We start from the raw sequence: 25529 nt of genomic DNA, 5'->3' as shown, positions 1-25529 counted from the left end.
CCCTCCTTACGCTCTGACGACCTGATCTTTCGCGTGATACGAACTGCGAACCATCGGCCCTGATTCGACGTGCCGAAATCCCCGTTTTAAACCTTCCCCGCGCATCCGCAGAAACTCCGTCGGCGTGTAGAATTTCTCGACGACGAGGTGCTTTTCGGTCGGCTGCAGATACTGGCCGATGGTCAGGATGTCGACGCCGACAGCCCGCAGGTCGTCCATCGTTTCAAACACTTCTTCCATCGTTTCGCCGACGCCAACCATGATGCTCGACTTGGTCTGCACATCGGGCCGCAAAGCTTTCGCGCGCTCGAGCAGTTCCAGCGTGCGATCATACTTCGCCCGCGATCGCACCGCGTCGGACAAGCGACGAACCGTCTCGACGTTGTGGTTGAGAATGTCGGGGCGCGCGTCCATGACGACTTTCAGCGCGTCCCAGTTGCCGTCGAAGTCGGGAATCAACACTTCGACGCCGCAGCCGGGCACGCGTTGGCGAATTTCCCGGATGGTCGCCGCGAACACGGATGCGCCGCCGTCGGCCAAATCGTCTCGGGCGACACTCGTGACCACGACGTGTTCCAGGCCCATCGCCACAACCGCTTCTGCCACCCGTTTCGGTTCACGAAGATCCAACTCTGACGGCTTGCCTGTGTGAACGGCGCAGAAACGGCAAGCTCGCGTGCAGATGTCGCCCAGGATCATAAACGTGGCTGTGCGCTGCTCCCAACATTCGAAGATGTTCGGGCAGTGCGCTTCTTCGCAAACGGTGTGAAGCGATTGTGAGCGCATGATGTCTTTCAACGCTGTATAGTTTGGTCCCGTCTTGGCGGTGATTTTCAGCCATTCAGGACGATTTTTCCGCTGTTCTTCCATCTTCAACGCTTTTTCCTGCTTCGACTGAACCAAGCGTTCCATCTATTCATCACCCTACCATCGACGTGTCATAGGCCTTCCATCACCTATCCATTGTACATCTTTCCGACCATCGGCTCCACGCAGGCTCCACGAGGCGGCATCTCACGCATCGGCCCGAAATGTTCCGCTTTTGCCGCCGCTCTTGTAGATCAACCTCACTTGCTCGAGCGACATTCCCCGATCCATCGACTTGCACATGTCGTAGACGGTCAACGCGGCAACCGAGCAAGCCGTCAACGCTTCCATTTCGACGCCCGTCTGGTATGCCGTTTCCACCGTGCATTCGATGCGAAGGATCGCCTCTGGATCCTCGGCGGAATGGGCTTTGGAACGCGCTTCATCGGTATCCTCAAACCCGATGTCGAGCGACACATGGTGTAAAGGCACCTGGTGGCACAAGGGGATCAATTCCGACGTGCGTTTGGCTGCCATAATGCCTGCCAACTGCGCGATCGAAAGGACATCGCCTTTCTTTATGGCATGTTGTACAATAGCCTCGCGAGTTTCACCGCGCATGCGAACAAACGCTTCCGCGACTGCGGTGCGCTTGGTGAATGCCTTTTCACTCACATCGACCATGACAGGTCGCCCATCTTCTGTGAAATGTGTAAACTGTCTTTCAGACACCATCGATCACGCTCCCGATTCGATCCTGTTACTACTTTGACATGAGGTGATCCCTGATGCAAATTCAGATCAGATTATTTGCGAACTTGAAGGAGATCTTCGGCACGGACAAGATCGAAATCGATATTCCCAGCCAATTGCCGGCCGGAGAACTGCCCGCGTTTGTCGCGGCGCGCTACCCGCACGCGTCGGAGGCCCTCGCCCACGTGATGGTCGCGCGAAACCATCAACTGGCTCGGGCAGCGGATCATTTCACAGCGTCCGACGAAATTGCCCTTTTGCCGCCTGTCGGGGGCGGTGAAACAGATACGTTCTCAACTGGCTCGCTCCGTCTGTCGTCGGAACCGCTCGATGTGTCCGAAGCGTATCGCATCCTGGAAGACCCGCATCAGGGCGGCACAGTTTTGTTTATCGGCACAGTGCGGGAATGGACGGGCGCCAAACAGACGAAACACCTGACCTACGAAGCGTATGGCGCGATGGTTCGTCGCCAGATGGAGCAAATCGAATCGGATGTGGCGCGCTTGTATCCAGGTGTCAAGACGCTTCAATGGCATCGCATCGGAACGCTGGTACCGACTGACATTGCGGTCATCTGCGGCGCATCGGCCCCCCACCGCAAAGACGCGTTCGAAGTCGCCAATTTGTTGATTGAGCGATTGAAGAAGGAAGTCGCTATTTGGAAAAAGGAGCAATTGGCCGACGGCCGCCAAGAATGGGCCCCCAATCGTTCGTAGCGTTTCCGGCCTATCACTCTTCTAAACCGTCCTAGCCATTCATAGACTCCCTTAGGACCTTGCCATAAGGGAGTGTGTGCTATGGATCGCCAACCCGTCCGACAGGTGATATCTCAATTTCTAGCAGCCAGTCTATCGCTCGTCTTGTTCGTCGCCACCATGACGGGTGCGATTGTCTTCCTGTTTGGAAGCAAATTCTTTTCTGAAATCTCCTCGTCCGAAGCCAACGCGTTTGCGAGTATCGAATTGAATCAGCTTGTCGGAACGGCCGACTATCGCGAATCTTCCACATCTCGCATGCGTTCGGCGGTCGACAGTCTGCTTGCCCGCCTGCCTGTGCCCTTGTCCAATCCAAAGCAAATACTCGAATCCGTACTGCCGCAGACCGCAACCCAGGTGCTCAACGAAAACGGAAGTCAATCCTCGTTGATGTCGTCGATCTCGACCTGGGCCATAGCAGGCAACAAAATCGCCATGGGCTGGCTTCCAGCCACGACATCCGCCGCGAGCATTCAATTGATGCAAGACGCGCCGGGCATCAACGTCGTCAGCCCGTCCTGGTTTGAATTGCAGGATGCATCCGGAAATATTTCCGTCGGCGTTCTGCCGTCGGTCGTTCAATATGCGCACCAGCACCACATCAAAGTGTGGGCAATGGTCGACAACCAGTTCTCGTCCACACTGACCCATTCCGTACTGCAAAACCCGCGTGCGGAACAAAATTTGGTGGACGAACTCGTGTATCAAGCGAAGACGTACGGGTTGGACGGGATCAACGTCGATTTCGAAAATATCGCATCCGACGATCGCGACGCGTACACGAAGTTCATCGAAGATCTGCATAGTAAACTGCAGCCGCTGAATATCAATTTGTCCGTAGACGTCTCGCCGGATATTGTGCCGTTGCGCGATGACGAAGCGTTTTTCCACGCGGGTCTCGCGGAGTACGCGGACGAGATCGTCCTCATGGCGTACGACGAACACTGGAGCTCAGATCAGGACCCAGGTCCCGTCGCCGACGTGCCTTGGATTGAGCAAAGTGTCAACGATCTGCTCGACACCGGCGTACCGACCGACAAACTGGTGCTCGGAGTCCCGTTTTATACCCGTTATTGGCACGTCCACAACGACGGCTCAGTGACCAGCGCCGCAATCAGTGCGGGCGGTGTTCAATCGTTTTTGGCTGAAGCGCACGCGCCTGCAGGAACGTGGAATTCCATGCTCGATCTGATGTATACGCGCTACCCTCAGCCAGACGGATATATTGAAATCTGGTATCCGACAGCCCAAACGTATGCGGACACCCTTGCGCTGGTCAATGACGATGGTCTCGCTGGCATATCGGTCTGGTCGTTGGACTGGATCGATACCCAAACATGGCAGTCGACCGTCAAAATGCTGCATGGCTCGGCTGCATCGTCCGGGACGGTGGAACCGTAAACGATCCCTTCAACGGAGTTGAAAAGCGTGGATAAGAGCCTGGTAGTCTTGGCGATTGTGACTTGTGGCAGCTACGTGGTTCTGAGTTTCGTCAGCCCCCACATCGCAGCAGAAGGATTGGATGAGTCATGGTCGATGCTCACCCAATCCGTTCCGTGGATTGTCGTCTCGATGTTCGCCGCCGGTCTCGCAGCCCAGTTGATCGAACCCTCTTCCATCGCGCGGTGGTTCGGTCCGAAATCCGGACTCTTCGGCATCGTCCTGGCGGCCTTGCTCGGCCTGTTTGGCACAGGCTCCCGGTGGGCGGTCTACCCAATCGCGGCGGGCCTCTTGTCGGCGGACGCGACTCCTGGCGCCGTGTTCGCGTTCATCACGTCCTGGCAACTCGTCTCCCTGACGAGACTGCCCGCGGAAGTGCCGTTCTTTGGCGTTCGCTACACCGTGATACGAACCGTCATCTCCGTGTTGATCGCGATCGCCGGCGGCGTGTTGTTCAACATCGCGTGGCAGCAGTTCAAGAGCCCGGACGAGATGTGACGAAAGTCCGCGAAACGGTGAACTGGAAGCGACGAATCAGAAACGACAAGTCAATGGAGCGACGACTCCGCGCCTCCATCAATATACTTCCCAGATGATCTGATCACTCGTTCCAGATTCACTTGCCCCGTGTTCGTCCTCGCCAGTATGTAGAATGTCTGTGGAAGCGGATGTCCCTTTGTATTCCACGTGACACTCCACGTCTGGTCGTTCTTCATACGAGCCGTGGCGATTCGCTGCGGCGAGGCCGTGTCGCGAACAGCATAGTCGCCGTCTTCGACTTTTACGTTCGCATACGGAACGAAATACAAATCGACAAACTGTCCATTCCAACCGTGATCGGTCGACGAAATCCGAATCTGATCACCGGAAGACAAGACGTGAAAATGCGGATTGCGCGCCCCCCAGTGGGGAATGTCCAAATGTTTTGGTGGATCCGCGATGGTGCTCGGCAGAGCGCCTTGTACCGCAGCAGCTTGCCCTTGTGCGGAAGGTTGGCTTTGCCCACTGGATCCGTTCTGGCCGCATCCCGTTAATCCCAAACCAATGAGCATGACCATTAGACCGACGTTGCGCAGCCTCTTCACAGTAACGCCCCCTTTGAATGCCAATCCCATGTCTTATTCTGCGACGCATAGGCACGGTTATGCCCCATCCTGTACAATGGATGGAGCACGCGATTCCGCGAGGCGAATCGGATTGGAGAAAGGCCAAGTGAAGTCTCTGCTGCTCGACAAACATCAGATTTCCTATATCCGGGTGCCAGCCCGTCCTCATCAAGTTCGAATCATTCTCCGCTGGCGCGACGGTGTGCTTCACGTGAGCGCCCCGACGCAAGTGAAGGACGACGTGATCGAACAAACCATCAGAAAACATCAGTCGTGGGTCCTCTCGCAGCAAGCCGCGGCGACCACCGTCTACAAGCGGCCCATCGCAGCCGGTGACACCGTGCTCATTCGCGGCGAGGCGTACACCATCGCGACGACGGCGTCCAAGCGCCGGTCGATCACGCTCGACCCAACGGCACACAGCGTGATCGTGCCAGGTCACGTGAACGATTGGGATCTGCATCGGATGACGTATCGCTTTTTGCGAAGCCTGGCGGCGGAGCGGCTTCGCGAACAGGTTCAGGTCTGGGAAGCGCGTTCCGGCCTGCACCCTGCGCGCGTGACCATCAAAGAGCAGGCCCGGCGTTGGGGAAGTTGTTCCAGCCGCAGAAACATCAACTTGAACTGGCGATTGATTGGAGCGCCATACGAAGTAGCTTCCTACGTCATCGTCCACGAGTTGGCCCATCTGGAACAGATGAATCACAGCCCCGCGTTTTGGGCCGTGGTTGGCCGTTTGCAGCCGAATTTCGAGACGCACAGAGCGTGGTTGCGACGCCATGGAGAGCGCTTGTACGACTTGCAGGAAGACGGCGTGTTGATTCGCGTTTGAAGGGAAGAATACAGCCCGGCGTGGTCAGACGGGCGCGGGATCAAACGGGAGCTATGTATATTGGGAACTGTCTGGATCGGAGCCAGACAGTTCCCTTCTACCATGGTTATGGTTTTACGCGATTGGCGTGGTCGTGCAGGTCGTCGTGGTGGTGTACGGCACCAGCAGGATGAACAGCACGAAGATGATCAGGAACACGACTGCCCAACGGGTGTAACCGCCGAATACTCCGTACATTCACTACACCCCCCTCATCGAGTTCTGGTGTAGTGTATGACGGCCTCTCCGCCTTCGGATGTGCGGATGTCCCGGACGAACAACCCCACTCATGCCTCGGGCCGTTCATGCTCCGCATTCCATCGACGTCAGGCGAGCATCTGCAAGGCGATTGCGACGAAGGCGCGGCAGCCGAGAGCCAGCGAGTCTTCATCGAGATCGAACCGGGGATGGTGGTGCGGGTACACAATACCCTTTTCGTCATTGCGAATGCCCGTGAAGAAAAACGTGCCCGGAACCGCGCTTTGATACGCCGAGAAATCTTCTCCTCCCATGGTTTGGACGGCTTCTTCTACGACCTCTTCGCCAAATTCCGCGAGCAGCGCTTGTCTTACCAACTCCGTGACCGCCTCGTCGTTGATGACCGGACTATACCCTTTTTCGTAGCGGAACGTATAGTTCGCGCCATGGGCCGAGGTGATTCCTCGAATGATATTCTCCATCCATTCGGCCGCATAGTCTCGGCGCTCTTCGGAGAATGTCCGGACCGTCCCGCACATCTCCACGGAGCCAGGGATCACGTTGTCTGCCGTGCCGCCGACAAACTTGGTGACACTGAGGACGAACGGCTCCAGCGGATCCACCATGCGCGAGGCCATGTGTTGCAGATTCGTCACGACTTGTGCGCCGATCGCGATGGGATCCACGTTCAAATGCGGCTGCGCCGCGTGTCCGCCCCGCCCCAGGATCGTGATGTAAAACGTATCTGGCGCCGCCATCAACGCGTCTGCCCGAACAGCGATCTTCTGGCTCGCCGTCCCCTGCCACAGGTGTTGCCCCACAACGGCGTCCACACCGTCCAGAACCCCTTGTTCCACCAATTCGCGGGCGCCGCCAGGAATCAATTCTTCCGCGTGTTGAAAAATGAACCGAACTTCCCCGGACAATTCGTCTCGGTGTTCCGAGAGAATCTTCGCAGTCCCGAGCAGCATGGCGGTGTGACCATCGTGGCCGCAGGCGTGCATAACGCCGGGATTTTGCGACGCGAACTCCACTTCATTTTCTTCGTCGATGGGGAGTGCGTCCATGTCCGCGCGCAAAGCCAGAACCTTGCCGGGACGCCCCGTGACGAGACGGGCTACCACGCTCGTCTTCGTGGGGCGCGACAGTTCGAGACCGGGAAACGACGCCAACGTGTCGTACACGTAGTTTGCGGTTTGTTCCTCTTGAAAGGACAATTCCGGATGGCGGTGGAAATGCCGCCGCCACGCGATCAGTTGCGATTCTACCTCGGCAACCCAGGATGCAGCTCTCGTCGCAGTTTCCTTCATATGTTACGCCTCCCGCTCATCTTGACTCGGCGTTTCGCGATGACGCCGAAACACAGGACATCATCCAGTCGGATATGCCGTCGTTGTCGACCTGAACGCCAACGTAAAACGGTCCGAATTCCGCAAATCGAGCGCTCGATTCGTCGAACCGCATCTCGTAGACCAATTTTTTGAAGTGGAGAGGATCGTCTGAAAACAGCGTGACGCCCCATTCCCAGTCGTCCAAGCCCACGGAACCGCTGATGATCTGTTTCACCTTGCCGGCGAATTGACGGCCGATCATACCGTGAGCCTTCAGGAATTCACGCCGTTCTTCAGGCGGGAGCATATACCAATTGTCCGCACCCTGCCGGCGCTTGTTCATCGGATAAAAACAGACGTGGCTGTGCACCGGCATCGTTGGCTTCAACCGAGCCTGCAAGGCCTCGTCCTGTTCGATATCGACGCCTGGCTTTGCCAAATATCCACCGAGTTCCACCACGGAGACATACGAATACACGCTTTCCGTGACGTCTGCCAAGTCGGTGCTCGCGAATTGCGCCTTGACGTCGTTCAACTCGCTCAAGGTAGGACGCATATAGATAAACAGCAAATCCGCCTTGTTGCCCGACACGACGAACTGTCCAAAGCTACCTTCGCGATTTCGCTGCACATCGTACTGACGGTTCGCGAAATCTGCCCAATCGCGCATGAGCGCTTGCGCCCGCGTCTGTCCAAGGGACTTCCAGTCATGCAAGCGAACGCGGCGAAGATCGTGAAACACATACCATCCATCCAGTGTTATGGGAGCGGCCATGGCCATCGAGCCTCCTTCTCTCACGCCATTATACCAGTGCATCGCATGTGGGCGAAATCTCTGCGCAATTCCGAGCATATCGACGAGTTGATTCGTCATATCATGAAGGGACAGCACATATGGACGAGCCCGAAAGGAGACTGGGTTATGAAGCACGCTGTTTGGATCGGATCGCTCATCTGCGGGCTTTACGGGATGTTTACATCGATTTGGCTCGCGCGCTACGGCGTGACGAACCAGATCTCGCAATTGGTCGCCGCAGGCGGAGCCGAAAGCTTGGCTGGGTTGCTGTGCATGGTGTCGGGGCTTTTGGTTCTGTGGCGGGCATGGCCGGCGATAGGCGGATTCTTGCTCAATCTGGTCTGGTGCAGCGCGATCGCGGCGGCGTATGGAGATCTCACGGTCTGGGCGTGGTGCGCCGTCAATGCCCTGTTCGCCGTGCTGTCGTTTGTCGTTGGCCGGAGACGAACTATGCGTCGGCGCAACCCCGCTTCCGAACTCAGTCCTTCGTAAACACGAAAAACGCCCAATGAATACGAACAGATTCATTGGGCGAGATCTCGGCAACGCGATAAAGTTGGAGCGCGTTCGAGCAATCTTCAGACCACTTTGTGTTCCATACGGAGTTTGTCTGCGATCATCGCGATAAACTCCGAATTCGTCGGCTTCGTCTTGGAAGCGCTCACGGTATAGCCGAACACTTTGCGAATGGCATCGATATTGCCCCGTCCCCATGCCACTTCGATGGAATGGCGAATCGCGCGTTCGACGCGAGACGGCGTCGTTTTATAGCGATCCGCTATGCGCGGATAGAGAATTTTCGTGATGGAACCTAGAATTTCGACGTCCTCGTACACGATGCCGATGGCTTCGCGCAAGTAATGATAACCCTTGATATGAGCAGGAACACCAATTTCGTGGATGATTTGCGTAATTTGGGCGTCGACCGAGCGACGAGGCTGGTTGGACAAGTGAGAAGGCGCCAGGCTCGAGAAACTGGATACGGCCAGCGGCTGTTGGGCAGCAGCGACAGGCGCCGCGTTTCCTTGCATCACTTGACGAATTCGATCCGCTAACAGGGGCATGTCAAATGGCTTCAGGATGAAGTACGATACACCAAGCTCCACTGCGCGGCGGGTGACGGTCTCTTGACCGAACGCCGTCAGCATAATGACCTTCGGCATGCGGGAAACCATTTCGCCCAATCGTTCGAGCGCACCGATGCCATCCAAAACCGGCATAATAATATCCAATACGATTACGTCTGGCTCAGTATCGCGAACCAAGTTCAGCACGTCGTTGCCATTGTACGCGATACCACTCAATTGCATATCTGGCTGCGCAGAAATGAACTCGCCCAGCAAGTCAGCAAATTCATGATTATCGTCAGCGATGAGGACCTTCAAAAGCGACACAGTCAACATACCCCCTGAGCTTTCGTTGCTAGTCTAAGAATTCGACGACATACAAGTCACTCCTGCCAAATCTATGTAATACTTTTCGTCTATATGTCGTCGGCTTCGACAGTTGTCGACAAAGAGCCATCTGAAAACGATGACTCTCCGTCGTATCCTGTCGTCACACAGCCCGCCGGAACCAATGTGACCAAGCGGTCCAGGCTGGGGCACTCTGTCGATGCGTTTGTGCTTCCTGAATCATCCACATCGCGTACACACCGTACCCGCGAGTTGGATCGGATACAAACACATGGGTTACGGCTCCCACCAAACGGCCGTCCTGAACGATTGGACTGCCGCTCATCCCTTGCACGATACCGCCCGTTTGGGACAGCAAGCGCGGATCGGTAACGCGGATAATCATGCTTTTCGTCGAAGGTTCCGACTGACGCGCAACGCTTTCGATGCGAACGTCGAACGATTCCACTTGGCTGCCATGTAATACCGTGTATATCTTTGCCTCGCCAGTATGAACCTGTGAAGGAAGAGCGACTGGAACACTTCTCGCAGATTGGGCGACTGCCGGGATCGTGCCGAAGATGCCGTAGGGCGTGTTTTCATCTATGGATCCCAACGTACTTCCTTGCAACGAAAATGTGCCCTTCTTCTCGCCAGGCGCGCCAATTCGACCTCGCTGCAGACCTGTGATCATGGCGGGATAGATGGAGCCCTGGCCGACGACAGGCTGGCCTGTGTCGATGTCGGTGATGACGTGGCCCAACGCCCCAAATGTATGATTCTTGGGATCAATAAATGTCAGTGTACCGACACCAACGGTCTTGTCGCGCACGAACAACCCCAGTTCCGGCGTGCCAGTATTTCGCGGACAGACGACCGAAATGTGTTTCGTCGCGCGTCCCCGCCTGACTGTCAGTTGCAACGGGGATCCCTCGTGGCGCATTGCGCGCTGGAGATCTGTCGCACTGTGCACCGATTGGTGGTTCACGGACAAAATCACGTCGCCAACCAGAACTTTGGCATTCGCGGCCGGCGATGTGCCGTCTCGAAGATGGCGGTAGCCGACGACAATGGGTCCGTCTGACGACAGTTTGATGCCAACTGCTTGGCCGCCGACAACCACGCGTTCAGTGGGCACCACGCGCACACGCGTGCGCCACGGAATCAGCCCCAGCACTTTGCCGTCAACCGACGTTTCTCCAGGCGATGAGGATTGAATGGTTACACAGGATGGATACGATGAGTCCGGTTCAACCAAGTGGTTCGAGGAATGACTTAAGCGATAGCCTTCCGGACGAGGAAGCGTTACTTTGTCTTGCGTTGTCAAGGTCACTTCCGTCGGCAGCGCAGCCAGTTGCCGAACCTGTGGGACAAAACACGCAGCCGTTACCGCGAGAAGACTCACGAACTTGATCGTACGCAACCGACCCGCCATCGTTCGTTCCCTCCCCTTCGTCATGGCACCTGTCTAGCGTAGTCCTAAGGTGCCCGCTAAGGGGCGGAATATAACGTTTAAAAGCTCCCACTTAGGTGCAGACAATGGCGTCCTTTCGGAAGCTTTCCAACAGCGCGTCCGCATGTCGCACCGCGGTCTCGTCCGATGCGGCCGCCCCGAGCAGGCGTCCCACTTCTCTGCGCCGCTCCTCCATGGTGAGCGTTCGAATTTCCGTCACTGCCCGATTCCCACGCGTTTGCTTGGCAATCTCGAAGTGCACATGTCCCGCCGCTGCCACCTGGGCCGCATGGGTCACGCACAAAACCTGCCGATCCCGCCCCAAAATGCGAAGCAATTCCGCGACTCGCTGCGCCGCCTCGCCGCTCACTCCAGCGTCGATCTCGTCGAAAATGAGCGTCCCGATTTGTTCGAGATCGGCCACGACTACCTTGATTGCCAATAGTGTTCGCGAAAGTTCGCCGCCTGATGCGACTTTCTGAAGCGGCATCAAAGGTTGTCCGGGATTCGCGCTGAACAGGAACGCGACATCATCCATGCCGTCTTCACCTTGCAGGGAATCGTCTTTCGTCACGTCAATGCGCCACCTTGCGTCGCCCATCTGAAGTTGCGCCAGTCTGGCCAAAATCGCCTCCTGCAAATGTGCTGCACTTCTGACTCGCGCCTGGTGAAGCTCCTCGGCGAGCTGCAGGTAGCGCTCCTCAAGCACGCGCAACTGTTCCTTGTGTTCGCCGAGATGCGCGTCGATCTTTTCGAGATCGGCCAGTTCCTGCTTCGCGTGTTCCAGATGGCTGAGCACTTCGGCCACGGACGCGCCGTACTTGCGCATCAGGCTTCGCAATTCGACGATCCGGTCTTCAATCTCCGCCAGCCGTTCCGGATTCGCTTGAATACGCGCCGAAAATTTGCTGATTTCGAATGCGGCCTCTTCAGCCTGGGCACGCGCAGAAGCCAACAAGTCCGCGACATTGGCCAGCGAGTGGACGCGGCTCGCCAATTCGACAGCGTCGTGTTCCGCCGCAGCCAACTGGCCAAGCGCCCCGATCGACGGATCCTCGAGCGAACTCGCAACTCGCTCGATCTGCGTTTGCAGCTTGCCGTAGAGCAGCAGACGCTGCCTTTCCTCGCGGAGCGCTTCCTCCTCGCCGGGTTGGGGATTCACGCGTTCGATCTCGTCGATTTGAAACCGATAGATATCGATTTGCTGCGCGCGCTCGCGCTCGTTCGCTTCCGCCTCCACGACGAATTTGGCCATGTTCTGCCATTCCCTGTAGGCCTGTGCGGTCGCTTCCGCGAGCGGCAAATGCTGTCCGTACAAATCGAGCAAACGCCGCTGATAGCTCTTCTGCAAAAGGGCCTGCGACTCGTGTTGTCCCTGCATCTCGACCAACGTGTCGCCTACGCTCTTCAGCATTTGCACCGTGACGCTGCGTCCATTGATGCGGCAGGTCGATCTTCCGTTGGCAAAGACGGTCCGCGACAGCAGCACCATGCCGTCGTCGCCCACGTCAATCTGCCAGTCGTCCAGCAACGAGGCAGCCTGGGAGCCTGGCTGAATTTCGAACACCGCCTCGACAATGGCGTGATCCGCACCAGGCTGCACCACGCCCGACGACGCTCTCCCGCCCAGCACGACGCGGGTCGCGTCGAGCAACAGCGACTTCCCCGCGCCTGTTTCGCCGGTGAAGACGTGCAAACCGCGATCGAACTGCAATCGGAGTTCATCGATCAACACGAAATGACGAACGTACAGTTCAACGAACACGTTATCGCCTCCCTATCGTGCTACATACCGCCTTGGTCGTTGTGCAGTTTGTTTCGGAGCACATCGAAAAACTCCCGATCCGGCCACCTGACAAATGTCGCATCGTACGGCGCGCGCCGCACGAGGATTTCATCCCCGTCGTCGAGCATCATGCCTTGCTGCCCGTCGACGGACAGGGCGACGTCGCGATGGCGGGCGTGGACGGTCAAGCGCACGACGCCGGACGAGTCGATGACGCAGGGCCGGGAATACAAGGAGTGCGGGCAGACAGGCGTGATAAGCATGACTTGGAGGTGAGGGCTGACAATCGGTCCGCCGCAGGACAATGAGTAGGCCGTGGATCCCGTCGGCGTCGAAATGATGACGCCGTCGCCTGTGTACGTATCCACATAGACGTCGTCGACGTGCACGTCCAACTTCACCATGCGCGCAAACGAGCCTTTGCCAATGCCTGCGTCGTTGAGCGCTGTGAAGCGGGCGATTTCCTTTCGATCCCGATAGACGAACGCTTCCAGCATCAGTCTGCCTTCCAGATGGTACTCGCCAGACACGATGCGACGGATGGCTCCATCTAGTTGCGATGGCTCCGATTCCGTGAGAAAACCTAGATGGCCCACGTTGATACCCACCAGCGGGATGGACAATGGAGCCAATTGCCTGGCGATTCCGAGCAGCGTCCCGTCGCCGCCCAATACGATGGCCAATTCCGTCTGGCGGATCTGCGGAAAATTCGCGACGAGATCCGTCTCGTAGTCAATCGCAATGTCGATCACGCCGATCCCCGCGACGGTCAGTTGTTCCTGGACTTCCTTGCGGACCGAGCAGGCTTCCGCCTTGTTCGGATTGTACAGCAACGCGATGTATCGCACGTCGTTCCCCCATCTCTATCCACGATGAAGCCACCCGAAGATGAATAGCGCACCGCTTGCGAACCAAACGCTATTCCTCACCCATTGCCGAATGACTTGGCGCCTTGTTTTCAGAATCTGAAATTCCACGTGTCGCACGCGTTCTCGGAATATGTCGACGACGATGACCCCGCGCACACCGAGGATCACCGACAAGGGAAAATATCGAGCGTGAATCTCTTCGTTGGGCGTTTCGTCCAACTCCACAAATACAGCATACTCATGCCCGTCCTTGCGCGCAATAAACGGCGCATTCTCGGAGTATTCCATGCATACATCGTCGAACAGCGTTTTGTACTCGGCTTTACCCTTGACATTCAATACGTCATACCCGTTTGCCTGAAGCCATTTGCGAACTTGCGACAGCCCGCCTTCGACACCCTCTTCACTGTTGCGATACCAAAAGGCGAACCACAGCGAGCGAATCACAACCGTCAAACACACCAAAGCTCCCACCATGGCCAAAGCATTCAACACGTCAATGCAACTCCAAACCGTCACGGAATGGAGCTGGTCTTAATCAACGCGGAGATCGACAGACGCGCCGTTGAGCGTCTGCCAAGCCGTTTTCACCAGTTCGGGACAGGCGTCTCGCCACTGTCCTGTGGCGGCTTGTTCGGAAGGTGAGCCGCTCATCTTCCACCACGCGAGAAATTCGATATTCCCGTCGCCGCCGGAAATCGGTGAAAAATCCAAACCGTTGCAGGACCAGCCGATGGATGTGACATGATCCAGCATGTCCACTAACACGTCCAAATGAACATTCGGATCTCGGACAATTCCACCTTTTCCGACGCGGCCCCGCCCTGCCTCAAATTGCGGCTTCACCAAACTGACGACATCCGAGTCCGGCTCACACACTTCGACCAACTTGGCGAAGAGCAGTTTCGTGGAGATAAACGACACGTCCATCACGGCCAAATTGGGCTTCGGGACGAACAGCGCCGCGTCCGCGTGGCGAAAATTGAGGCGTTCCATGACGCGCACCCGCGCATCCTGGCGCAGTGACCACGCAAGCTGCCCATAACCCACATCCACCGAATAGACCATTCTCGCCCCATGTTGGAGCAAACAATCCGTGAAGCCGCCGGTCGAAGCGCCAACGTCGATGGCGATCCGATCCTTGACCGGGACACCAAACCGCGACAGGGCCCGTTCGAGCTTGAGTCCACCGCGGGACACGAACGCGTGATCGGCCCGTTTCACACGAATGGGCGCGTCCGTCGCCACTTGCGTGCCTGGCTTGTCAACGCGAACGCCGTCGACTTCGACCATGCCTGCCATGACAGCGCGCCGCGCCGCTTCACGGCTGGGAAAATCTCCGCGATCGTACAGAAGCACGTCCAACCTTCTCTTTTCCATCCGCAGGCCTCTCCAACTTTTCCTACGACTTTGACTTGCTTTTCCGCCATGGAATGCCCCGGCGAACGACCAGCACGGCCGTCTCCCAAACTCGGGCGGCGAACAGAATGATTGGCGTCGGCGAATGGATGGCGATGGTCTTGCCAATCGCCTTACCGCCCACAGTGAGGGCGGTAATGATGGCGGTGATGCCGATTTTCACGGTTTCACCCATCCATCCCGAACCGTGAATGGTCGCCAGCAATTGCACGCTCACGGCGAGTGCGCCGGCGCCGCTGAGCACACCTGCAATATCCCCAATCACGTCGCTGCACACACTCGACACTTTTTCGGCATTGCGAACGATGCTGATGGCTTTGCGAGCGCCGTAAACCCGCTTTGACGCCATCGCGTGAAACGGCGTTTCCCGAGCCGCCGCGGCAGCCATGCCCAACATGTCGAACACGGCGCCAATAATGACAATACACGTCACCACGATCGCGCCTATGTACCAAGTCGTCTTGTTCATAAAAATCGTGGATGTATCGAAAACCGCACTGATAGGCAACGTCAGTGCGGCGATGGTCAAAACGAATTTATAGTTGGTTCTCGAACCGTTTTTTCTCATAGATCCTCGCGTACGCGTATATGTCGGAATATGTATTGAAAATCAAAGGGTGGCGACATCTTGAGTAAACGCTGTGGCTTAGGTCCAGTAGGTTTTCCCAAGCATTCACCGCGACGTCGCCGTCACGGCGGTTTCCCATTATGAACGCCTTGACCGCGTCACCGCCTGTCAGACTGGATTACCACTTAGTCCACACTATAATCCTCAAGATGCCTCACCTTGTAGCGAACAGTCTAGGCGTTTTCCGCGACAGCCGTTACCGCGCCCTAGCCTCTTTTGCAGTACGGATTTCACTCAGCACCAGCGACATCACCGTGGCCGCGGCATGCCGCTCGAATCCCTGAGATCCTTCAGCACCACTCAAGGCAGGCTACGCTGCACACAGATTGCCTCCGCATGCAGGTTCATACCCCAAGCCATAACCCTTCCACGCCAGTGGACTGCGAGCTACGCACTTGGGCCTCCGCGAAAGGTGGGTTAGCATCCACATGCCATTGCGGGCTACCCAACTTTCTTAACTCCCAGCATAAGCCCAGGGCTGGGCGCCCCAAGCCAACACCAGGAACTTCATCGATGTGCCCTTTGACGGATTTTTAGCCCCGCCTTCAGGTACGGACGGCTGACTAGAATACTGCGCCACCCATTGACAAACGAACAACACGTTCAGTTGTTACGTCAGCAAGTCGTACATGTATTATACCATATGAACGATGAGTGCATCGTAGTCGTTTCTGGTGCCGCGCGCGCATTCCGACCAGAACCGCCACAGAAATCCATTGGAAATTCGATGCGGCAGGACCAAACATGCTCGCCGGATCGAATCAGCGGGATCGGACAAGCACCATGGATTGCAATTCCTCCAGCAGCGGCGAGGAAATGCCGTTGTCCCTCAGTGCCTGCTGACCGGCCTGAATCGTCTCTTCGGCGAGGCGCTTCGTCTCTTCGACCCCAATGAATCGAGGATAGGTCAGCTTGCCTTCTTCCTCGTCTTTGCCCGCCGTCTTCCCCAGCTCTTCCGTCGATCTCGTCACATCGAGCACGTCGTCGATCATCTGGAACGCAAGTCCGAGCGACTCGCCGTAGGTCGACAGGGCCGACCACTGGGCATCGGAGAGATCCGGGAACAAGGCGCCGATTTCGATGCTCGCCTGAATCAGCCTCGCCGTCTTGTGCAGGTGGATGAACTCGACGTCGGCGAGACTTCCCTGTCCACCCGTGCGTTCGATATCGACCGCCTGTCCGCCGACCATCCCTTCCGCTCCGGCTCGCGAGGACAAAATGTGAACCATTTTCAGTTGTCTCGAAGCAGGAATGTCGAGCCCAGGTTGCGACAACTGGCGAAACGCCTCCGTCAACAGGCCGTCCCCTGCAAGCAAGGCCATCGCTTCGCCGTAGACCACATGGTTGGTCGGTTGGCCGCGGCGCAGGTTGTCGTCGTCCATGCACGGGAGATCGTCGTGAATCAGCGAATAGCAGTGAATCATTTCCACGGCTGCCGCGGCGGGCAGGACGTCGCGACGGGAGACCCCGAACGTTTCCGCGGTCGCCATCAGCAGGGCCGGGCGCAGACGCTTTCCGTCAGCCATCAGCGAGTAGTTCATCGATTCGTACAACTTGGCGGCCAAACCGTTGGTTGTGAGCGCATGGGACAAATACTCGTTCAATTCCTGTTTGCAAGTATCCAAGTACGACGACATATCCTCGATCACGCCCCTTCCACTTCTCCAGATCCGTTCGCATCCGCTTGGGCATGCTCGATGGACAACTGTTCCAACTGAAACTCGGCCTTGTCCAGCTGCTCTCGGCAGAATTTCACCAACTGCATCGACTCCTGATATTGCCGAATCGATTCGTCGAGCGGAAGTTCGCCGGATTCCAGCTTGCGAACAATCTCTTCCAACCTCGCCATGGCCCCTTCAAATGTCAAGTCGAATTTGTTCTCCGACTCTGTCGTCTGTTCCATCGGAAATCACCTCCGCTTTCACCGTGCCGTCCTCCACCCGAATCTGAATTCGCGTTCCTGCAGGCAAATCCTTTACTTTGGACAGGATTTTCACCCCGTTTGCGTCGTAGACAACGCCATATCCCCGTCGCAACACGCCGAGCGGGTTCAACGCTTCGAGCTTGCCAATGTGTTTGTCAAGTTGGCCGTTCATCCGAATGACCGTGCGCCGAAGCGATTCGCGAACGCGACCTTCGAGGCCGTCCATTCTGTGGCGCGATCGGACGACATGCTGATGGAGATCGATCCGGGCCAAGCGCGACTCAAACATTTGGAGACGCTTGTCCGCCAGCCGGGTCGGCCGTCGCAAGGCTTCACGGAGGCGACTTTCGAGATAATCGACACTCTGGCGCTGCACCGCGACGAGTCGCAGCGGAGATTCCAGCACAGGGCGTTGCTCGATGCGCGACAGCGCTTGCCCATACGTGCGCACCAACGCGTACACCGCGGATTGCGCCCGCATGTTTGCCTGGCTCAACTGCAAGGCGAGATCGCGGCGATGCGGCACGACGAGCTCGGCTGCGGCGGTTGGGGTCGCGGCCCGGACATCCGCGACGTAGTCGCAAATGGTGACGTCGGTTTCGTGTCCGACCGCCGATACGACAGGAACCGGCGACTGGGCGATGGCCCGTGCGACCGCCTCTTCGTTGAACGGCCACAGTTCCTCCAGCGAGCCACCTCCGCGTCCGATGATGATGACGTCCACCGGCTCCTCGAGCGACCAAAGCTGCCGAAGTCCGCGCACCAACGTCTTTGCGGCCTCCGGACCCTGAACCTGAGCCGGCGCCAGGATGACTTTGGCCAGAGGATACCGCCGCTCGACGGTCGTGCAAATATCCCGAATCACGGCGCCTGTCGGCGATGTCACCACGCCGATGCGTCTCGGGAACGCGGGCAATGGACGTTTGCGATCCGCCCGAAACAGCCCTTCCGACTGCAGCTGGTTGCGAAGCTGCTCAAACCGAACATACAACGCGCCAATGCCGTCGGGTTGCATGTCGTCGACGTAGAGCTGGTACTGGCCGTCGCGATCGAACACGCTCACGCTGCCGATCACGATCACCCGCATCCCGTCCTCCGGCCGAAACCGCAGCCTCCGGTTGCGACCCGCGAACATGACCGCGCGAATGCGGCTTGTCTCGTCTTTGAGCGTAAAGTACATGTGGCCGCTGGTATGGTGCTTGAAATTCGAAATTTCGCCGGAGACATGGCATTGTACAAACGAGGGATCCGATTCGATGCGGCGTTTGATCATCAGATTCAGTTCCGTCACGGTGACCACCGTCGCTTGCTGCTGTTCCACGGTGGTCGGCATTTCGTTCATCAACGGCGTTTCCCCCTTGACGCGATGAGCCGACGAATCACAGGCGCGAAAAAGCTGCGCCAAGGTCAAATCGAACCTGATTTGACTGTGCGCAGCCCGCATCCATTAGGCATTCATGCTGGTGCTGTGGCCAGGGAACAGCTTTGCTTGCGGATCGATGAACGTCTTTGCGTTGTTGACCGCCGTCGGCGCTTCACCGAATCCCGTCGCAATCAATTTGAGTTTGCCTGGATACGTCACGACATCTCCTGCGGCATAGACGCCCGGAATGTTCGTCTCCATCTTCGTGTTGACGACAATATCGTTCTTCTCGATTTCCAGTCCCCACTCTTTGATAGGGCCGAGCGAGGCTGTGAACCCGAGGCCGCTGACGAGCGCGTCGATTTCGATGGTCTCTTTCTGCTTCGTCTGGTTGTTGACGATCACGGCCCGTTCAATCCAGTTGCCACCTTGAACATCTTCCAGTTCATAGAACGTCTTGATCTGGACCTTCGAATCGTACAACTGCCGTACGCTTTCCTCGTGCGCCCGGAATTGATCCCGGCGGTGAATCAACGTGACAGATGCCGCCACTTCGTCGAGCATGAGCGCATAATCGACCGCCGAGTCGCCGCCGCCGACGACCAACACGCGCTTGCCGCGATAGTTTTCGACTTTATCGATATAATACGCAAGGCCTCGGCCCTCGAAGTTTTTCGCCGACGCGGCTGGAAGCGGCCGCGGTGAAAACGCGCCGATCCCTGCGCAAATGATCACAGCTCTTCCTAGGTGAACCGACTTGTCCGTATGCAATTCAAACAAGCCGTCGTCACGGCGGACGAGTTTCTGAACGGATTCGTTCAAATGAATGCCAGGATTGCGTTCCATAGCCTGTTCGACCAATTGATCGACCAGTTGTTTCGCCCGAATCTTGGGGAACCCGGCAACGTCAAAAATAAATTTTTCCGGATACAGCGTCGCCAACTGTCCGCCCAATTCGGGAAGACTATCGATAATTTTGCAAGAGCAGTTTCTCATGCCGCAGTAGAATGCGGCAAAGAGACCTGTTGGTCCCCCTCCGATGATCAGCATATCCGTGACCTGCTCTTGAACCATCGCCTCTGACAATGTGCAACCTCCTCAGAACCTACCCATAGGGAACTTTTTTCGCTCATTATACAGGACGTTCTCGAAAAAAACTACGAAACCCTATGTGTTTTGTCAGTAATTTATGAAACTTTCGTCCTTTGCCCCACAGCCTTGCCGATATCACTTGGCGCCGATCGTCTCGGGCCCTCCAGACAGGCGGCGAAAGGCGATGCGCGCCACGCCGAGGGCGTTGTCGCGCGCGAACGGAGCGGGAGCGAAACAAACCCGGACGCCCCGAAGCCGGTGCTGCACGCGCTCCGTCACGGCGCGCCGAATGGCGGCGTTCGAGGCGACGCCGCCGACAATCAGCACGTCCGCCACATCGCGCGCGCTCTGGCGCAACGCGTATTCAACCGATTTGCTAACCGCCCGCGCGACACATGCTTCGACCGCCCGTGCAATCGCTTCCGGCGGATGTCCGTCGGCAATCGCCCGCAACGCGGCGCTGAGCGGGCCGGAAAAACTCATATCCGCCCCTTTCACAGGCGCCGGAAGCTCAATCGACCCTTGTGACGGGCGCCACGACAAACTCAACCGCTCGAGCGACGGGCCCGCCGGAAAGGGCAGGCCAAGCGCAACGCCGACGCGATCGACAAACTGGCCGACATGCAAATCGCTGCCTGTCCCGATGGTCTGAATCCGATAACCGAACGGCGTCTCCACAGCCAGGACGACATCGCAGGTCCCTCCCGAAATATGCACAGCGACGAACGGACGTCCGTGCATCGGATGCTCGTATTCAGCGGCGGCGATATGCCCCTCTTGGTGCGATGTCCTCGTGAGCGGAATCCCGACGGCCAGCGCGAAACTCTCCGCAAAGGCTGCGCCAGCGTGGAAGACGGGCATATAGGAAGCCGCAAAGGGCCGCGGCCGCACGGATACGCCCACCGCCGACCATTCGGGGCGGATGGATTGGCTCTGCAGCCTGCCCATCAATTCGCTCATCAGAACAGGCAGGTGCTGAACATGAAAAAAGAGCGCCTCGCTTTGACGAAGCCCTCTTTCCCCAGCGTCAACCGGCAGCAACTGTCTCGTCTCGGCAAGCAATTGTCCTGTCTCCGCCGATATGACACATAGAGAAGTTGTGTAATTGCTCGTGTCGACACCCAATACACAGGCGGTCATCGCTGTTCGGCTCCATCTGTTGTTTCCGGATCTTGCGCGGGAAACGGCATGGCTGCCAGGACCTTCGCAAGCACACCGTTGACAAACTTGCCCGACGCTTCGGAAGCGAATCCTTTGGCCAACCGAACCGCTTCATCGACCACCGTCGCCGCCGCGATGTCCTTCTCGTACATCAATTCGTACACCGCCAAGCGCAGGATGGAGCGCTCGACTCGGCCGATCCGCTCAGGGGACCATCGGTCCATGACCGATGACAACAGTTTGTCCGTATCGTCCATGTGTTCGAGAACGCCTTGCGTAAGCCGCGAGATATACTCGAGATCTTTGTCAGAGAACGATTTCTCCTCGAGAACAAATGAAATTGCGTCCATCACCGTACTATCGCTCGCGTCGATTTGATACAACGCCTGTACGGCACATTCTCTGGCTTCGTGTCGAGTCAATCCATTCACTCCGTATATCGATCAGATAGTAATTTGTCCACCAGTGCTCTCCACGATTGGTTCTCCTCGAGAATGCGGCCGACGATATAACCCACTGTGGCGAGCACCGCCAACAATAGGGTTCGCCAAAATCCAAAGAGCATCCAACATCCCCACAACAAGGCGCCGGCAAGGAGTCCATGGTATCGCCTCGGCCACGCGAGAAACGCGGCCAAGGCGCGCCGCAGGGCCGTCATACGGAATTCCACGCCTTCCCTTGTCTTGGCGCAGACGACAGTTCCGTGACATGCACCAATACGCGTTCAACAATCACGCCGCTCGTGTGCTCCACGTATTCCTTGACCGCGGTCTGCACCTCTTTGCTGAGCGAAGCGATGTCTACGTCGGGCAGCACTTGCATTTTGACCAAGATCACGATGCCGTCTTGTCCCTGCCGAATGCGGGAGTCGAATCCTTCTGTGCCTTTCACCTGGCTTCCCCGGCGATTCGCCAATTGCTGTAGCGTTTCATACGAGATTCGAATTTGGCCGTGATCGCCCGTCATCGCAACGTAGTCGAACGACTGTGATCGACCCACGCGGTAGAAGAGAAACCGCAGCGAGAGCAGAATGACGATCACACCCACGATAATGGCTGCGACATTCTCCGGCGTCGACACGAAAACGTTGCTGTATGAGAGAATATTCGCCCCCACGAGCGCGAGCATGATCCCTCCCACAATACCGATTAACGAAAACAGAAACAGCAGGACTCGGTCCAAAATGCTCATGCTACCCCTCCATCAGCCGAACGGAGCCCTTACAGCACAGGGTTGTGCTCCGTACCTATGATATGGTCTGCGTCCATCGCCTTATTGTCGGCATCTGCTCCAAAAGATATCGCCACAACGTGTACATTGACGTGATCCACCCGCAATCCGGTCATATTCTCCACCGCAGCCTTCACACGCTCTTGGATCTGATAGCTTGTGTCGGGAATGTTGACGCCAAATCGAAGGGAGACGTAAATATCGATAGCGCACGATCGATCATTTTCCGCAAATTGCACTTTTACGCCCTTCGCGAGATTTCGCCGGCCAGTGATGGATTCGGTCAGTCCGCCTGCAAACGAACCGCTCATGCTCGCCACGCCTTCGATCTCGCTCGTCGCGACGCCAGCGATAATTTGCACGACCTCGTCCGCAATGTGAACGGTACCGTGCTCCGTAAGCTCATACTCCATATTTGGCATGTTCATACCCTCCTCAAGTGTCGTCTATGCATCATATGACAAGCTTCGGCTACAGTATGTGATTCTCCTCCAAAAAGCGAGTCGTTACATCTGCACGCCGGAACTTTTCATTTTGAAGCAGGGCGAGATGGAACGGTATCGTCGTCTTGACGCCTTCGATGTTGAACTCGGTCAGCGCGGAGAGCATTCTCGCAATGGCCTGTTCCCGACTGGGCGCCCACACAATCAGTTTGGCGACCATCGAGTCATAGTAAGGTGGAATGGTGTAACCCGAATAGCAGGCGGAATCCACCCGGACCCCGTTGCCGCTCGGCGCCAGGTAGGACGTGATGGTCCCAGGCGACGGCGCGAATTGGCGCATCGGATCCTCCGCGTTGATACGGCACTCGATGGCGTGGCCGCGCATCACGATATCCTCCTGCGACACGGAAAGCGGTTCGCCTGCGGCTGCCAGAATCATCTCGCGAACGAGATCGACCCCGGTCACCCACTCCGTCACGGGGTGCTCGACCTGAATGCGCGTGTTCATCTCCATGAAGTAAAACTCTTCATCGTCAGTGTAAATGAATTCGATGGTCCCCGCGCCGACATAGTCGACCGCGCGCGCCGCGGCAACGGCGGCCTCGCCCATGCGCTTGCGCATCCGCTCGCTGAGGACAGGGCACGGCGCTTCTTCGACGAGTTTTTGCAACCGGCGCTGCACGGAACAGTCGCGTTCCCCTAAGTGAATCACGTTGCCGTGCCGATCCGCAAGAATTTGCACCTCGACGTGGCGCATCCGCTCAATGTACTTCTCAATATAGATGCCGCCGTTTCCGAATGAAGCCTCGGCTTCGCGGCTCGCCGCGTCGACGGCCTGGCGCAGCGTCTTCTCGTCGTTGACGACGCGAATGCCGCGGCCGCCGCCACCGGCAGTGGCCTTGATGATCACGGGATAGCCGATAGCCTGTGCAATCTCGACCGCCTCATCGACGCCAGAGACCAATCCGTCGCTTCCAGGGACGACAGGCACACCTGCGCGCCGCATGGTTTCCTTCGCGACAGCCTTGTCGCCCATCTGCTCGATGGCCGACGGACTGGGCCCAATGAACGTGATGCCGCACGCGTCGCACGCCTCGGCAAAATCGCTGTTTTCAGACAGGAAACCGTAGCCGGGGTGCACCGCGTCGACGCCGCGCAGCGTGGCGACGGACATGATGCTGGGAATGTGCAGGTAACTCAGCTTTGCCGCAGCAGGCCCCACACAATACGCCTCGTCCGCGAGCTGCACATGCAAGGCGTCCTTGTCCGCGGACGAGTAAATGGCGACAGTCTCGATTCCAAGTTCACGGCACGCTCGAATCACTCGAACCGCAATCTCTCCACGATTCGCGATGAGTACACGTTTAAACATCGTTGTTCTGCCCCTCGTAAAAATCTGTAGAACGCGTGGACGAACCAAATTGGCTCCTTCCAAAGCGTCTCAATTCGGCCTTATGTAAGCTTGATTTTGAACAGCGGCTGTCCATACTCGACCAAGTCTCCATTTTTCGCGAGGACCTCGACGATCTCGCCGCTCACTTCGGCCTCGATCTCGTTCATCAGCTTCATCGCCTCGACGATACAGATGACCGTCTTTGGCGTCACCTGCGATCCAAGCTCCACAAACGATGGCGCATCGGGCGAAGGCGCACGATAAAATGTTCCCACCATCGGTGAAGTCACGATGTGCATATTGGCGTCATCCGCCGCCGGAGTCGGTTGCGGCGCGGCGGGTGCCGAAGCGGCCGCTGGCGCGGGCTGCGGCGCCGATTGCGCTTGCACGCTCACGGGCTGCGCGATGTACGTTTCACCTGACGATTTTTTCAGGAGAAGCTTCACATCTTCATACTCCAAGCTCAGTTCGCTCAATGAGCTGTCGTCCAAAAGGCGAATCAGTTCATGTATATCGGACAGTTTCAGCAATGTACGGTCTCTCCTTGATCAACCTGAATCACAACGCTCGTCCAAGTATATCATACCTGCTCTGGTCGCTCTAGAAAGTATGTGGAAGAGCTCGCGGCAGGCCCTGAAAAGACGCGAAAAAAAGGGCCGTCCACTTCGGGCACGACCCTCGCTGTCCCCGCCTCACGAGGAAATTTGGCTTATTGGTGCGCCTTCACGTCGATGTTCATCATCGATACATCCAACTGCTGGCTGACGACGTTCATCACTTTCACCGCGTCCGCGGGAGACAGCGACTTCGCTTGGACGTACACCGTGAACGTGGTCTGACTGTTGTCCGGTTCAATCACCGCGTTCTTGTACCCTTCAGCGACAACCGCTGCCGTGGCCTGCTGCAGCCCATTGTACAGCGTTGTTTCCTTGCCCAGTTCCTTTTCGGCGGCTGTGATCTGTTCCGCCGACGCGTTGTTGTTGGCGATAACCGCTTGATAATTGCTGATTTTCTGGCTGATGGTATTGTCGATCTGCGATTGCAACTCGTTATACCAGTTGTCGCTGCTGCTCATTTGTCCACTTTCCGAGTTCGTGCTGGACGAGTTTGCCGTCGAGTTGGCGCTGTTCGCATCCGTTCCATTCGATTCGACTGGGGTCGTCGTCAATGTCTGTGATGACGCGTTGGTCGCCGTGGTAGACGCAGGACTCGCTTGATTGTTCATTGTGTAGTAACCAATTAACATCAGCGATAGCACCATCATCGTTGATAGCCAAACTGTCTGTCGCTTTACCATTCATGCATCCTCCTAGTCTA

Annotated in this window: 30 protein-coding genes; 5 read left to right on the top strand and 25 right to left on the bottom strand. The window is 57.1% G+C overall.

Annotated features, from left to right (window positions below; genetic code table 11):
• Positions 1 to 6: 6 nt before the first annotated feature.
• Together lipA and moaC are read right to left on the bottom strand one after the other, a co-directional pair.
• On the bottom strand, positions 7 to 912 hold the full coding sequence (gene lipA, locus AAC01S_RS01650; protein WP_067617710.1) for a lipoyl synthase: 906 nt from the start codon (positions 910 to 912) through the stop codon (positions 7 to 9).
• A gap of 102 nt (positions 913 to 1014) precedes the next feature.
• A complete protein-coding gene (gene moaC / locus AAC01S_RS01645; protein WP_067617707.1) occupies positions 1015 to 1542 on the bottom strand; it encodes a cyclic pyranopterin monophosphate synthase MoaC in 528 nt (175 codons plus the stop codon).
• A 53-nt stretch (positions 1543 to 1595) separates the two neighbouring features.
• Between moaC and AAC01S_RS01640 the strand changes: the two genes are divergently transcribed.
• The 3 genes from AAC01S_RS01640 to AAC01S_RS01630 all read left to right on the top strand — a co-directional run bounded on the left by AAC01S_RS01640 (position 1596) and on the right by AAC01S_RS01630 (position 4253).
• Positions 1596 to 2276 (top strand): molybdenum cofactor biosynthesis protein, encoded by a 681-nt coding sequence (locus AAC01S_RS01640; RefSeq protein ID WP_067617704.1) that lies wholly within the window; start codon positions 1596 to 1598, stop codon positions 2274 to 2276.
• 81 nt (positions 2277 to 2357) lie between these two features.
• The gene (locus AAC01S_RS01635) at positions 2358 to 3716 is read left to right on the top strand and encodes a glycosyl hydrolase family 18 protein (RefSeq protein ID WP_067617701.1); all 1359 of its coding nucleotides are present in this window, start codon (positions 2358 to 2360) and stop codon (positions 3714 to 3716) included.
• Between the two features lie 27 nt (positions 3717 to 3743).
• Entirely contained in the window at positions 3744 to 4253 is a 510-nt protein-coding gene (locus AAC01S_RS01630) for a permease (RefSeq protein WP_067617698.1), read from the top strand.
• A 50-nt stretch (positions 4254 to 4303) separates the two neighbouring features.
• Here AAC01S_RS01630 and AAC01S_RS01625 read toward each other — a convergent pair whose 3' ends face one another.
• Positions 4304 to 4840, bottom strand: coding sequence for an LptM family lipoprotein (locus AAC01S_RS01625; RefSeq protein ID WP_067617695.1), 537 nt, complete (start codon positions 4838 to 4840; stop codon positions 4304 to 4306).
• Positions 4841 to 4952: 112 nt separating this feature from the next.
• Between AAC01S_RS01625 and AAC01S_RS01620 the strand changes: the two genes are divergently transcribed.
• Complete coding sequence (locus tag AAC01S_RS01620) at positions 4953 to 5693, top strand: M48 family metallopeptidase (RefSeq protein WP_169793987.1); 741 nt, start codon at positions 4953 to 4955, stop codon at positions 5691 to 5693.
• A 114-nt stretch (positions 5694 to 5807) separates the two neighbouring features.
• On the opposite strand, the gene AAC01S_RS20020 is transcribed toward AAC01S_RS01620, so the two are convergent.
• The 3 genes from AAC01S_RS20020 to hemQ all read right to left on the bottom strand — a co-directional run bounded on the left by AAC01S_RS20020 (position 5808) and on the right by hemQ (position 8036).
• Positions 5808 to 5930: a hypothetical protein gene (locus AAC01S_RS20020; protein WP_281178100.1), complete on the bottom strand. Its 123-nt coding sequence runs from the start codon at positions 5928 to 5930 to the stop codon at positions 5808 to 5810.
• A 128-nt stretch (positions 5931 to 6058) separates the two neighbouring features.
• Positions 6059 to 7240, bottom strand: coding sequence for a M20 family metallopeptidase (locus tag AAC01S_RS01615; RefSeq protein WP_067617691.1), 1182 nt, complete (start codon positions 7238 to 7240; stop codon positions 6059 to 6061).
• A gap of 16 nt (positions 7241 to 7256) precedes the next feature.
• Positions 7257 to 8036, bottom strand: coding sequence for a hydrogen peroxide-dependent heme synthase (gene hemQ, locus AAC01S_RS01610; protein ID WP_067617689.1), 780 nt, complete (start codon positions 8034 to 8036; stop codon positions 7257 to 7259).
• 147 nt (positions 8037 to 8183) lie between these two features.
• On the opposite strand from hemQ, the gene AAC01S_RS01605 reads away from it, so the two are divergent.
• A complete protein-coding gene (locus AAC01S_RS01605) occupies positions 8184 to 8549 on the top strand; it encodes a hypothetical protein (protein WP_067617687.1) in 366 nt (121 codons plus the stop codon).
• Between the two features lie 86 nt (positions 8550 to 8635).
• Here the strand turns inward: AAC01S_RS01605 and spo0A are convergent, their stop codons facing one another.
• From spo0A to AAC01S_RS01510, 19 genes are all read right to left on the bottom strand, one after another.
• A complete protein-coding gene (gene spo0A, locus AAC01S_RS01600) occupies positions 8636 to 9460 on the bottom strand; it encodes a sporulation transcription factor Spo0A (protein WP_067617685.1) in 825 nt (274 codons plus the stop codon).
• A gap of 154 nt (positions 9461 to 9614) precedes the next feature.
• Positions 9615 to 10886 carry a SpoIVB peptidase gene (gene spoIVB / locus AAC01S_RS01595; RefSeq protein ID WP_067617682.1) on the bottom strand — a complete coding sequence of 424 codons (1272 nt, stop codon included), beginning with the start codon at positions 10884 to 10886 and terminating at the stop codon, positions 9615 to 9617.
• Positions 10887 to 10977: 91 nt separating this feature from the next.
• Positions 10978 to 12669, bottom strand: coding sequence for a DNA repair protein RecN (gene recN, locus AAC01S_RS01590; protein ID WP_067617679.1), 1692 nt, complete (start codon positions 12667 to 12669; stop codon positions 10978 to 10980).
• A gap of 20 nt (positions 12670 to 12689) precedes the next feature.
• Entirely contained in the window at positions 12690 to 13538 is an 849-nt protein-coding gene (locus AAC01S_RS01585; protein WP_067617677.1) for an NAD(+)/NADH kinase, read from the bottom strand.
• A 15-nt stretch (positions 13539 to 13553) separates the two neighbouring features.
• A complete protein-coding gene (locus AAC01S_RS01580) occupies positions 13554 to 14054 on the bottom strand; it encodes a hypothetical protein (protein ID WP_067617674.1) in 501 nt (166 codons plus the stop codon).
• Positions 14055 to 14093: 39 nt separating this feature from the next.
• On the bottom strand, positions 14094 to 14939 hold the full coding sequence (locus AAC01S_RS01575; RefSeq protein WP_067617671.1) for a TlyA family RNA methyltransferase: 846 nt from the start codon (positions 14937 to 14939) through the stop codon (positions 14094 to 14096).
• Positions 14940 to 14961: 22 nt separating this feature from the next.
• The gene (locus AAC01S_RS01570; protein WP_067617670.1) at positions 14962 to 15546 is read right to left on the bottom strand and encodes a CNNM metal transporter family protein; all 585 of its coding nucleotides are present in this window, start codon (positions 15544 to 15546) and stop codon (positions 14962 to 14964) included.
• 821 nt (positions 15547 to 16367) lie between these two features.
• Positions 16368 to 17255 carry a polyprenyl synthetase family protein gene (locus AAC01S_RS01565; RefSeq protein WP_245630014.1) on the bottom strand — a complete coding sequence of 296 codons (888 nt, stop codon included), beginning with the start codon at positions 17253 to 17255 and terminating at the stop codon, positions 16368 to 16370.
• The gene (gene xseB / locus AAC01S_RS01560; protein ID WP_067617667.1) at positions 17252 to 17509 is read right to left on the bottom strand and encodes an exodeoxyribonuclease VII small subunit; all 258 of its coding nucleotides are present in this window, start codon (positions 17507 to 17509) and stop codon (positions 17252 to 17254) included. The genes AAC01S_RS01565 and xseB overlap by 4 nt, the downstream gene beginning before the upstream one ends.
• A complete protein-coding gene (xseA, locus tag AAC01S_RS01555) occupies positions 17463 to 18872 on the bottom strand; it encodes an exodeoxyribonuclease VII large subunit (RefSeq protein ID WP_067617863.1) in 1410 nt (469 codons plus the stop codon). Before xseA ends, xseB begins: the two co-directional genes overlap by 47 nt.
• Before the next feature lie 105 nt (positions 18873 to 18977).
• Positions 18978 to 19979: an NAD(P)/FAD-dependent oxidoreductase gene (locus AAC01S_RS01550; RefSeq protein WP_067617664.1), complete on the bottom strand. Its 1002-nt coding sequence runs from the start codon at positions 19977 to 19979 to the stop codon at positions 18978 to 18980.
• Positions 19980 to 20120: 141 nt separating this feature from the next.
• Positions 20121 to 21125, bottom strand: a complete 1005-nt coding sequence (locus AAC01S_RS01545; RefSeq protein WP_067617661.1) for a tRNA (adenosine(37)-N6)-threonylcarbamoyltransferase complex transferase subunit TsaD — start codon at positions 21123 to 21125, stop codon at positions 20121 to 20123.
• The gene (gene nusB / locus AAC01S_RS01540; RefSeq protein ID WP_083511425.1) at positions 21122 to 21568 is read right to left on the bottom strand and encodes a transcription antitermination factor NusB; all 447 of its coding nucleotides are present in this window, start codon (positions 21566 to 21568) and stop codon (positions 21122 to 21124) included. The genes AAC01S_RS01545 and nusB overlap by 4 nt, the downstream gene beginning before the upstream one ends.
• A gap of 5 nt (positions 21569 to 21573) precedes the next feature.
• Entirely contained in the window at positions 21574 to 21816 is a 243-nt protein-coding gene (locus tag AAC01S_RS01535) for a DUF2273 domain-containing protein (RefSeq protein ID WP_245630013.1), read from the bottom strand.
• On the bottom strand, positions 21801 to 22337 hold the full coding sequence (gene amaP / locus AAC01S_RS01530) for an alkaline shock response membrane anchor protein AmaP (RefSeq protein ID WP_067617652.1): 537 nt from the start codon (positions 22335 to 22337) through the stop codon (positions 21801 to 21803). Before amaP ends, AAC01S_RS01535 begins: the two co-directional genes overlap by 16 nt.
• A 29-nt stretch (positions 22338 to 22366) precedes the next feature.
• Positions 22367 to 22798, bottom strand: coding sequence for an Asp23/Gls24 family envelope stress response protein (locus AAC01S_RS01525; RefSeq protein ID WP_067617649.1), 432 nt, complete (start codon positions 22796 to 22798; stop codon positions 22367 to 22369).
• Positions 22799 to 22847: 49 nt separating this feature from the next.
• The gene (accC, locus tag AAC01S_RS01520) at positions 22848 to 24191 is read right to left on the bottom strand and encodes an acetyl-CoA carboxylase biotin carboxylase subunit (RefSeq protein ID WP_067617646.1); all 1344 of its coding nucleotides are present in this window, start codon (positions 24189 to 24191) and stop codon (positions 22848 to 22850) included.
• Between the two features lie 80 nt (positions 24192 to 24271).
• Positions 24272 to 24742: an acetyl-CoA carboxylase biotin carboxyl carrier protein gene (gene accB, locus AAC01S_RS01515; protein WP_067617643.1), complete on the bottom strand. Its 471-nt coding sequence runs from the start codon at positions 24740 to 24742 to the stop codon at positions 24272 to 24274.
• Positions 24743 to 24921: 179 nt separating this feature from the next.
• Positions 24922 to 25509: a SpoIIIAH-like family protein gene (locus AAC01S_RS01510; RefSeq protein ID WP_067617641.1), complete on the bottom strand. Its 588-nt coding sequence runs from the start codon at positions 25507 to 25509 to the stop codon at positions 24922 to 24924.
• Between the last annotated feature and the right edge of the window lie 20 nt (positions 25510 to 25529).

The sequence above is a fragment of the Alicyclobacillus acidiphilus NBRC 100859 genome (assembly GCF_001544355.1).
GTDB classification, from domain to species: Bacteria; Bacillota; Bacilli; order Alicyclobacillales; family Alicyclobacillaceae; genus Alicyclobacillus; species Alicyclobacillus acidiphilus.
The sequence above is the reverse complement of the archived record's forward strand: the minus strand, read 5'-3'. Positions and strand labels throughout refer to the sequence as shown.

Coding starts and splice junctions, on each gene's coding strand:
- lipA (WP_067617710.1), bottom strand. CDS start 912: ATGGAACGCTTGGTTCAGTCGAAGCAGGAAAAAGCGTTGAAGATGGAA.
- moaC (WP_067617707.1), bottom strand. CDS start 1,542: ATGGTGTCTGAAAGACAGTTTACACATTTCACAGAAGATGGGCGACCT.
- AAC01S_RS01640 (WP_067617704.1), top strand. CDS start 1,596: ATGCAAATTCAGATCAGATTATTTGCGAACTTGAAGGAGATCTTCGGC.
- AAC01S_RS01635 (WP_067617701.1), top strand. CDS start 2,358: ATGGATCGCCAACCCGTCCGACAGGTGATATCTCAATTTCTAGCAGCC.
- AAC01S_RS20020 (WP_281178100.1), bottom strand. CDS start 5,930: ATGTACGGAGTATTCGGCGGTTACACCCGTTGGGCAGTCGTGTTCCTG.
- AAC01S_RS01615 (WP_067617691.1), bottom strand. CDS start 7,240: ATGAAGGAAACTGCGACGAGAGCTGCATCCTGGGTTGCCGAGGTAGAA.
- hemQ (WP_067617689.1), bottom strand. CDS start 8,036: ATGGCCGCTCCCATAACACTGGATGGATGGTATGTGTTTCACGATCTT.
- AAC01S_RS01605 (WP_067617687.1), top strand. CDS start 8,184: ATGAAGCACGCTGTTTGGATCGGATCGCTCATCTGCGGGCTTTACGGG.
- spo0A (WP_067617685.1), bottom strand. CDS start 9,460: ATGTTGACTGTGTCGCTTTTGAAGGTCCTCATCGCTGACGATAATCAT.
- spoIVB (WP_067617682.1), bottom strand. CDS start 10,886: ATGGCGGGTCGGTTGCGTACGATCAAGTTCGTGAGTCTTCTCGCGGTA.
- AAC01S_RS01575 (WP_067617671.1), bottom strand. CDS start 14,939: ATGGAAAAGAGAAGGTTGGACGTGCTTCTGTACGATCGCGGAGATTTT.
- AAC01S_RS01570 (WP_067617670.1), bottom strand. CDS start 15,546: ATGAGAAAAAACGGTTCGAGAACCAACTATAAATTCGTTTTGACCATC.
- xseB (WP_067617667.1), bottom strand. CDS start 17,509: ATGGAACAGACGACAGAGTCGGAGAACAAATTCGACTTGACATTTGAA.
- xseA (WP_067617863.1), bottom strand. CDS start 18,872: ATGAACGAAATGCCGACCACCGTGGAACAGCAGCAAGCGACGGTGGTC.
- AAC01S_RS01545 (WP_067617661.1), bottom strand. CDS start 21,125: ATGACCGCCTGTGTATTGGGTGTCGACACGAGCAATTACACAACTTCT.
- amaP (WP_067617652.1), bottom strand. CDS start 22,337: ATGAGCATTTTGGACCGAGTCCTGCTGTTTCTGTTTTCGTTAATCGGT.
- AAC01S_RS01525 (WP_067617649.1), bottom strand. CDS start 22,798: ATGCCAAATATGGAGTATGAGCTTACGGAGCACGGTACCGTTCACATT.
- accC (WP_067617646.1), bottom strand. CDS start 24,191: ATGTTTAAACGTGTACTCATCGCGAATCGTGGAGAGATTGCGGTTCGA.
- AAC01S_RS01510 (WP_067617641.1), bottom strand. CDS start 25,509: ATGGTAAAGCGACAGACAGTTTGGCTATCAACGATGATGGTGCTATCG.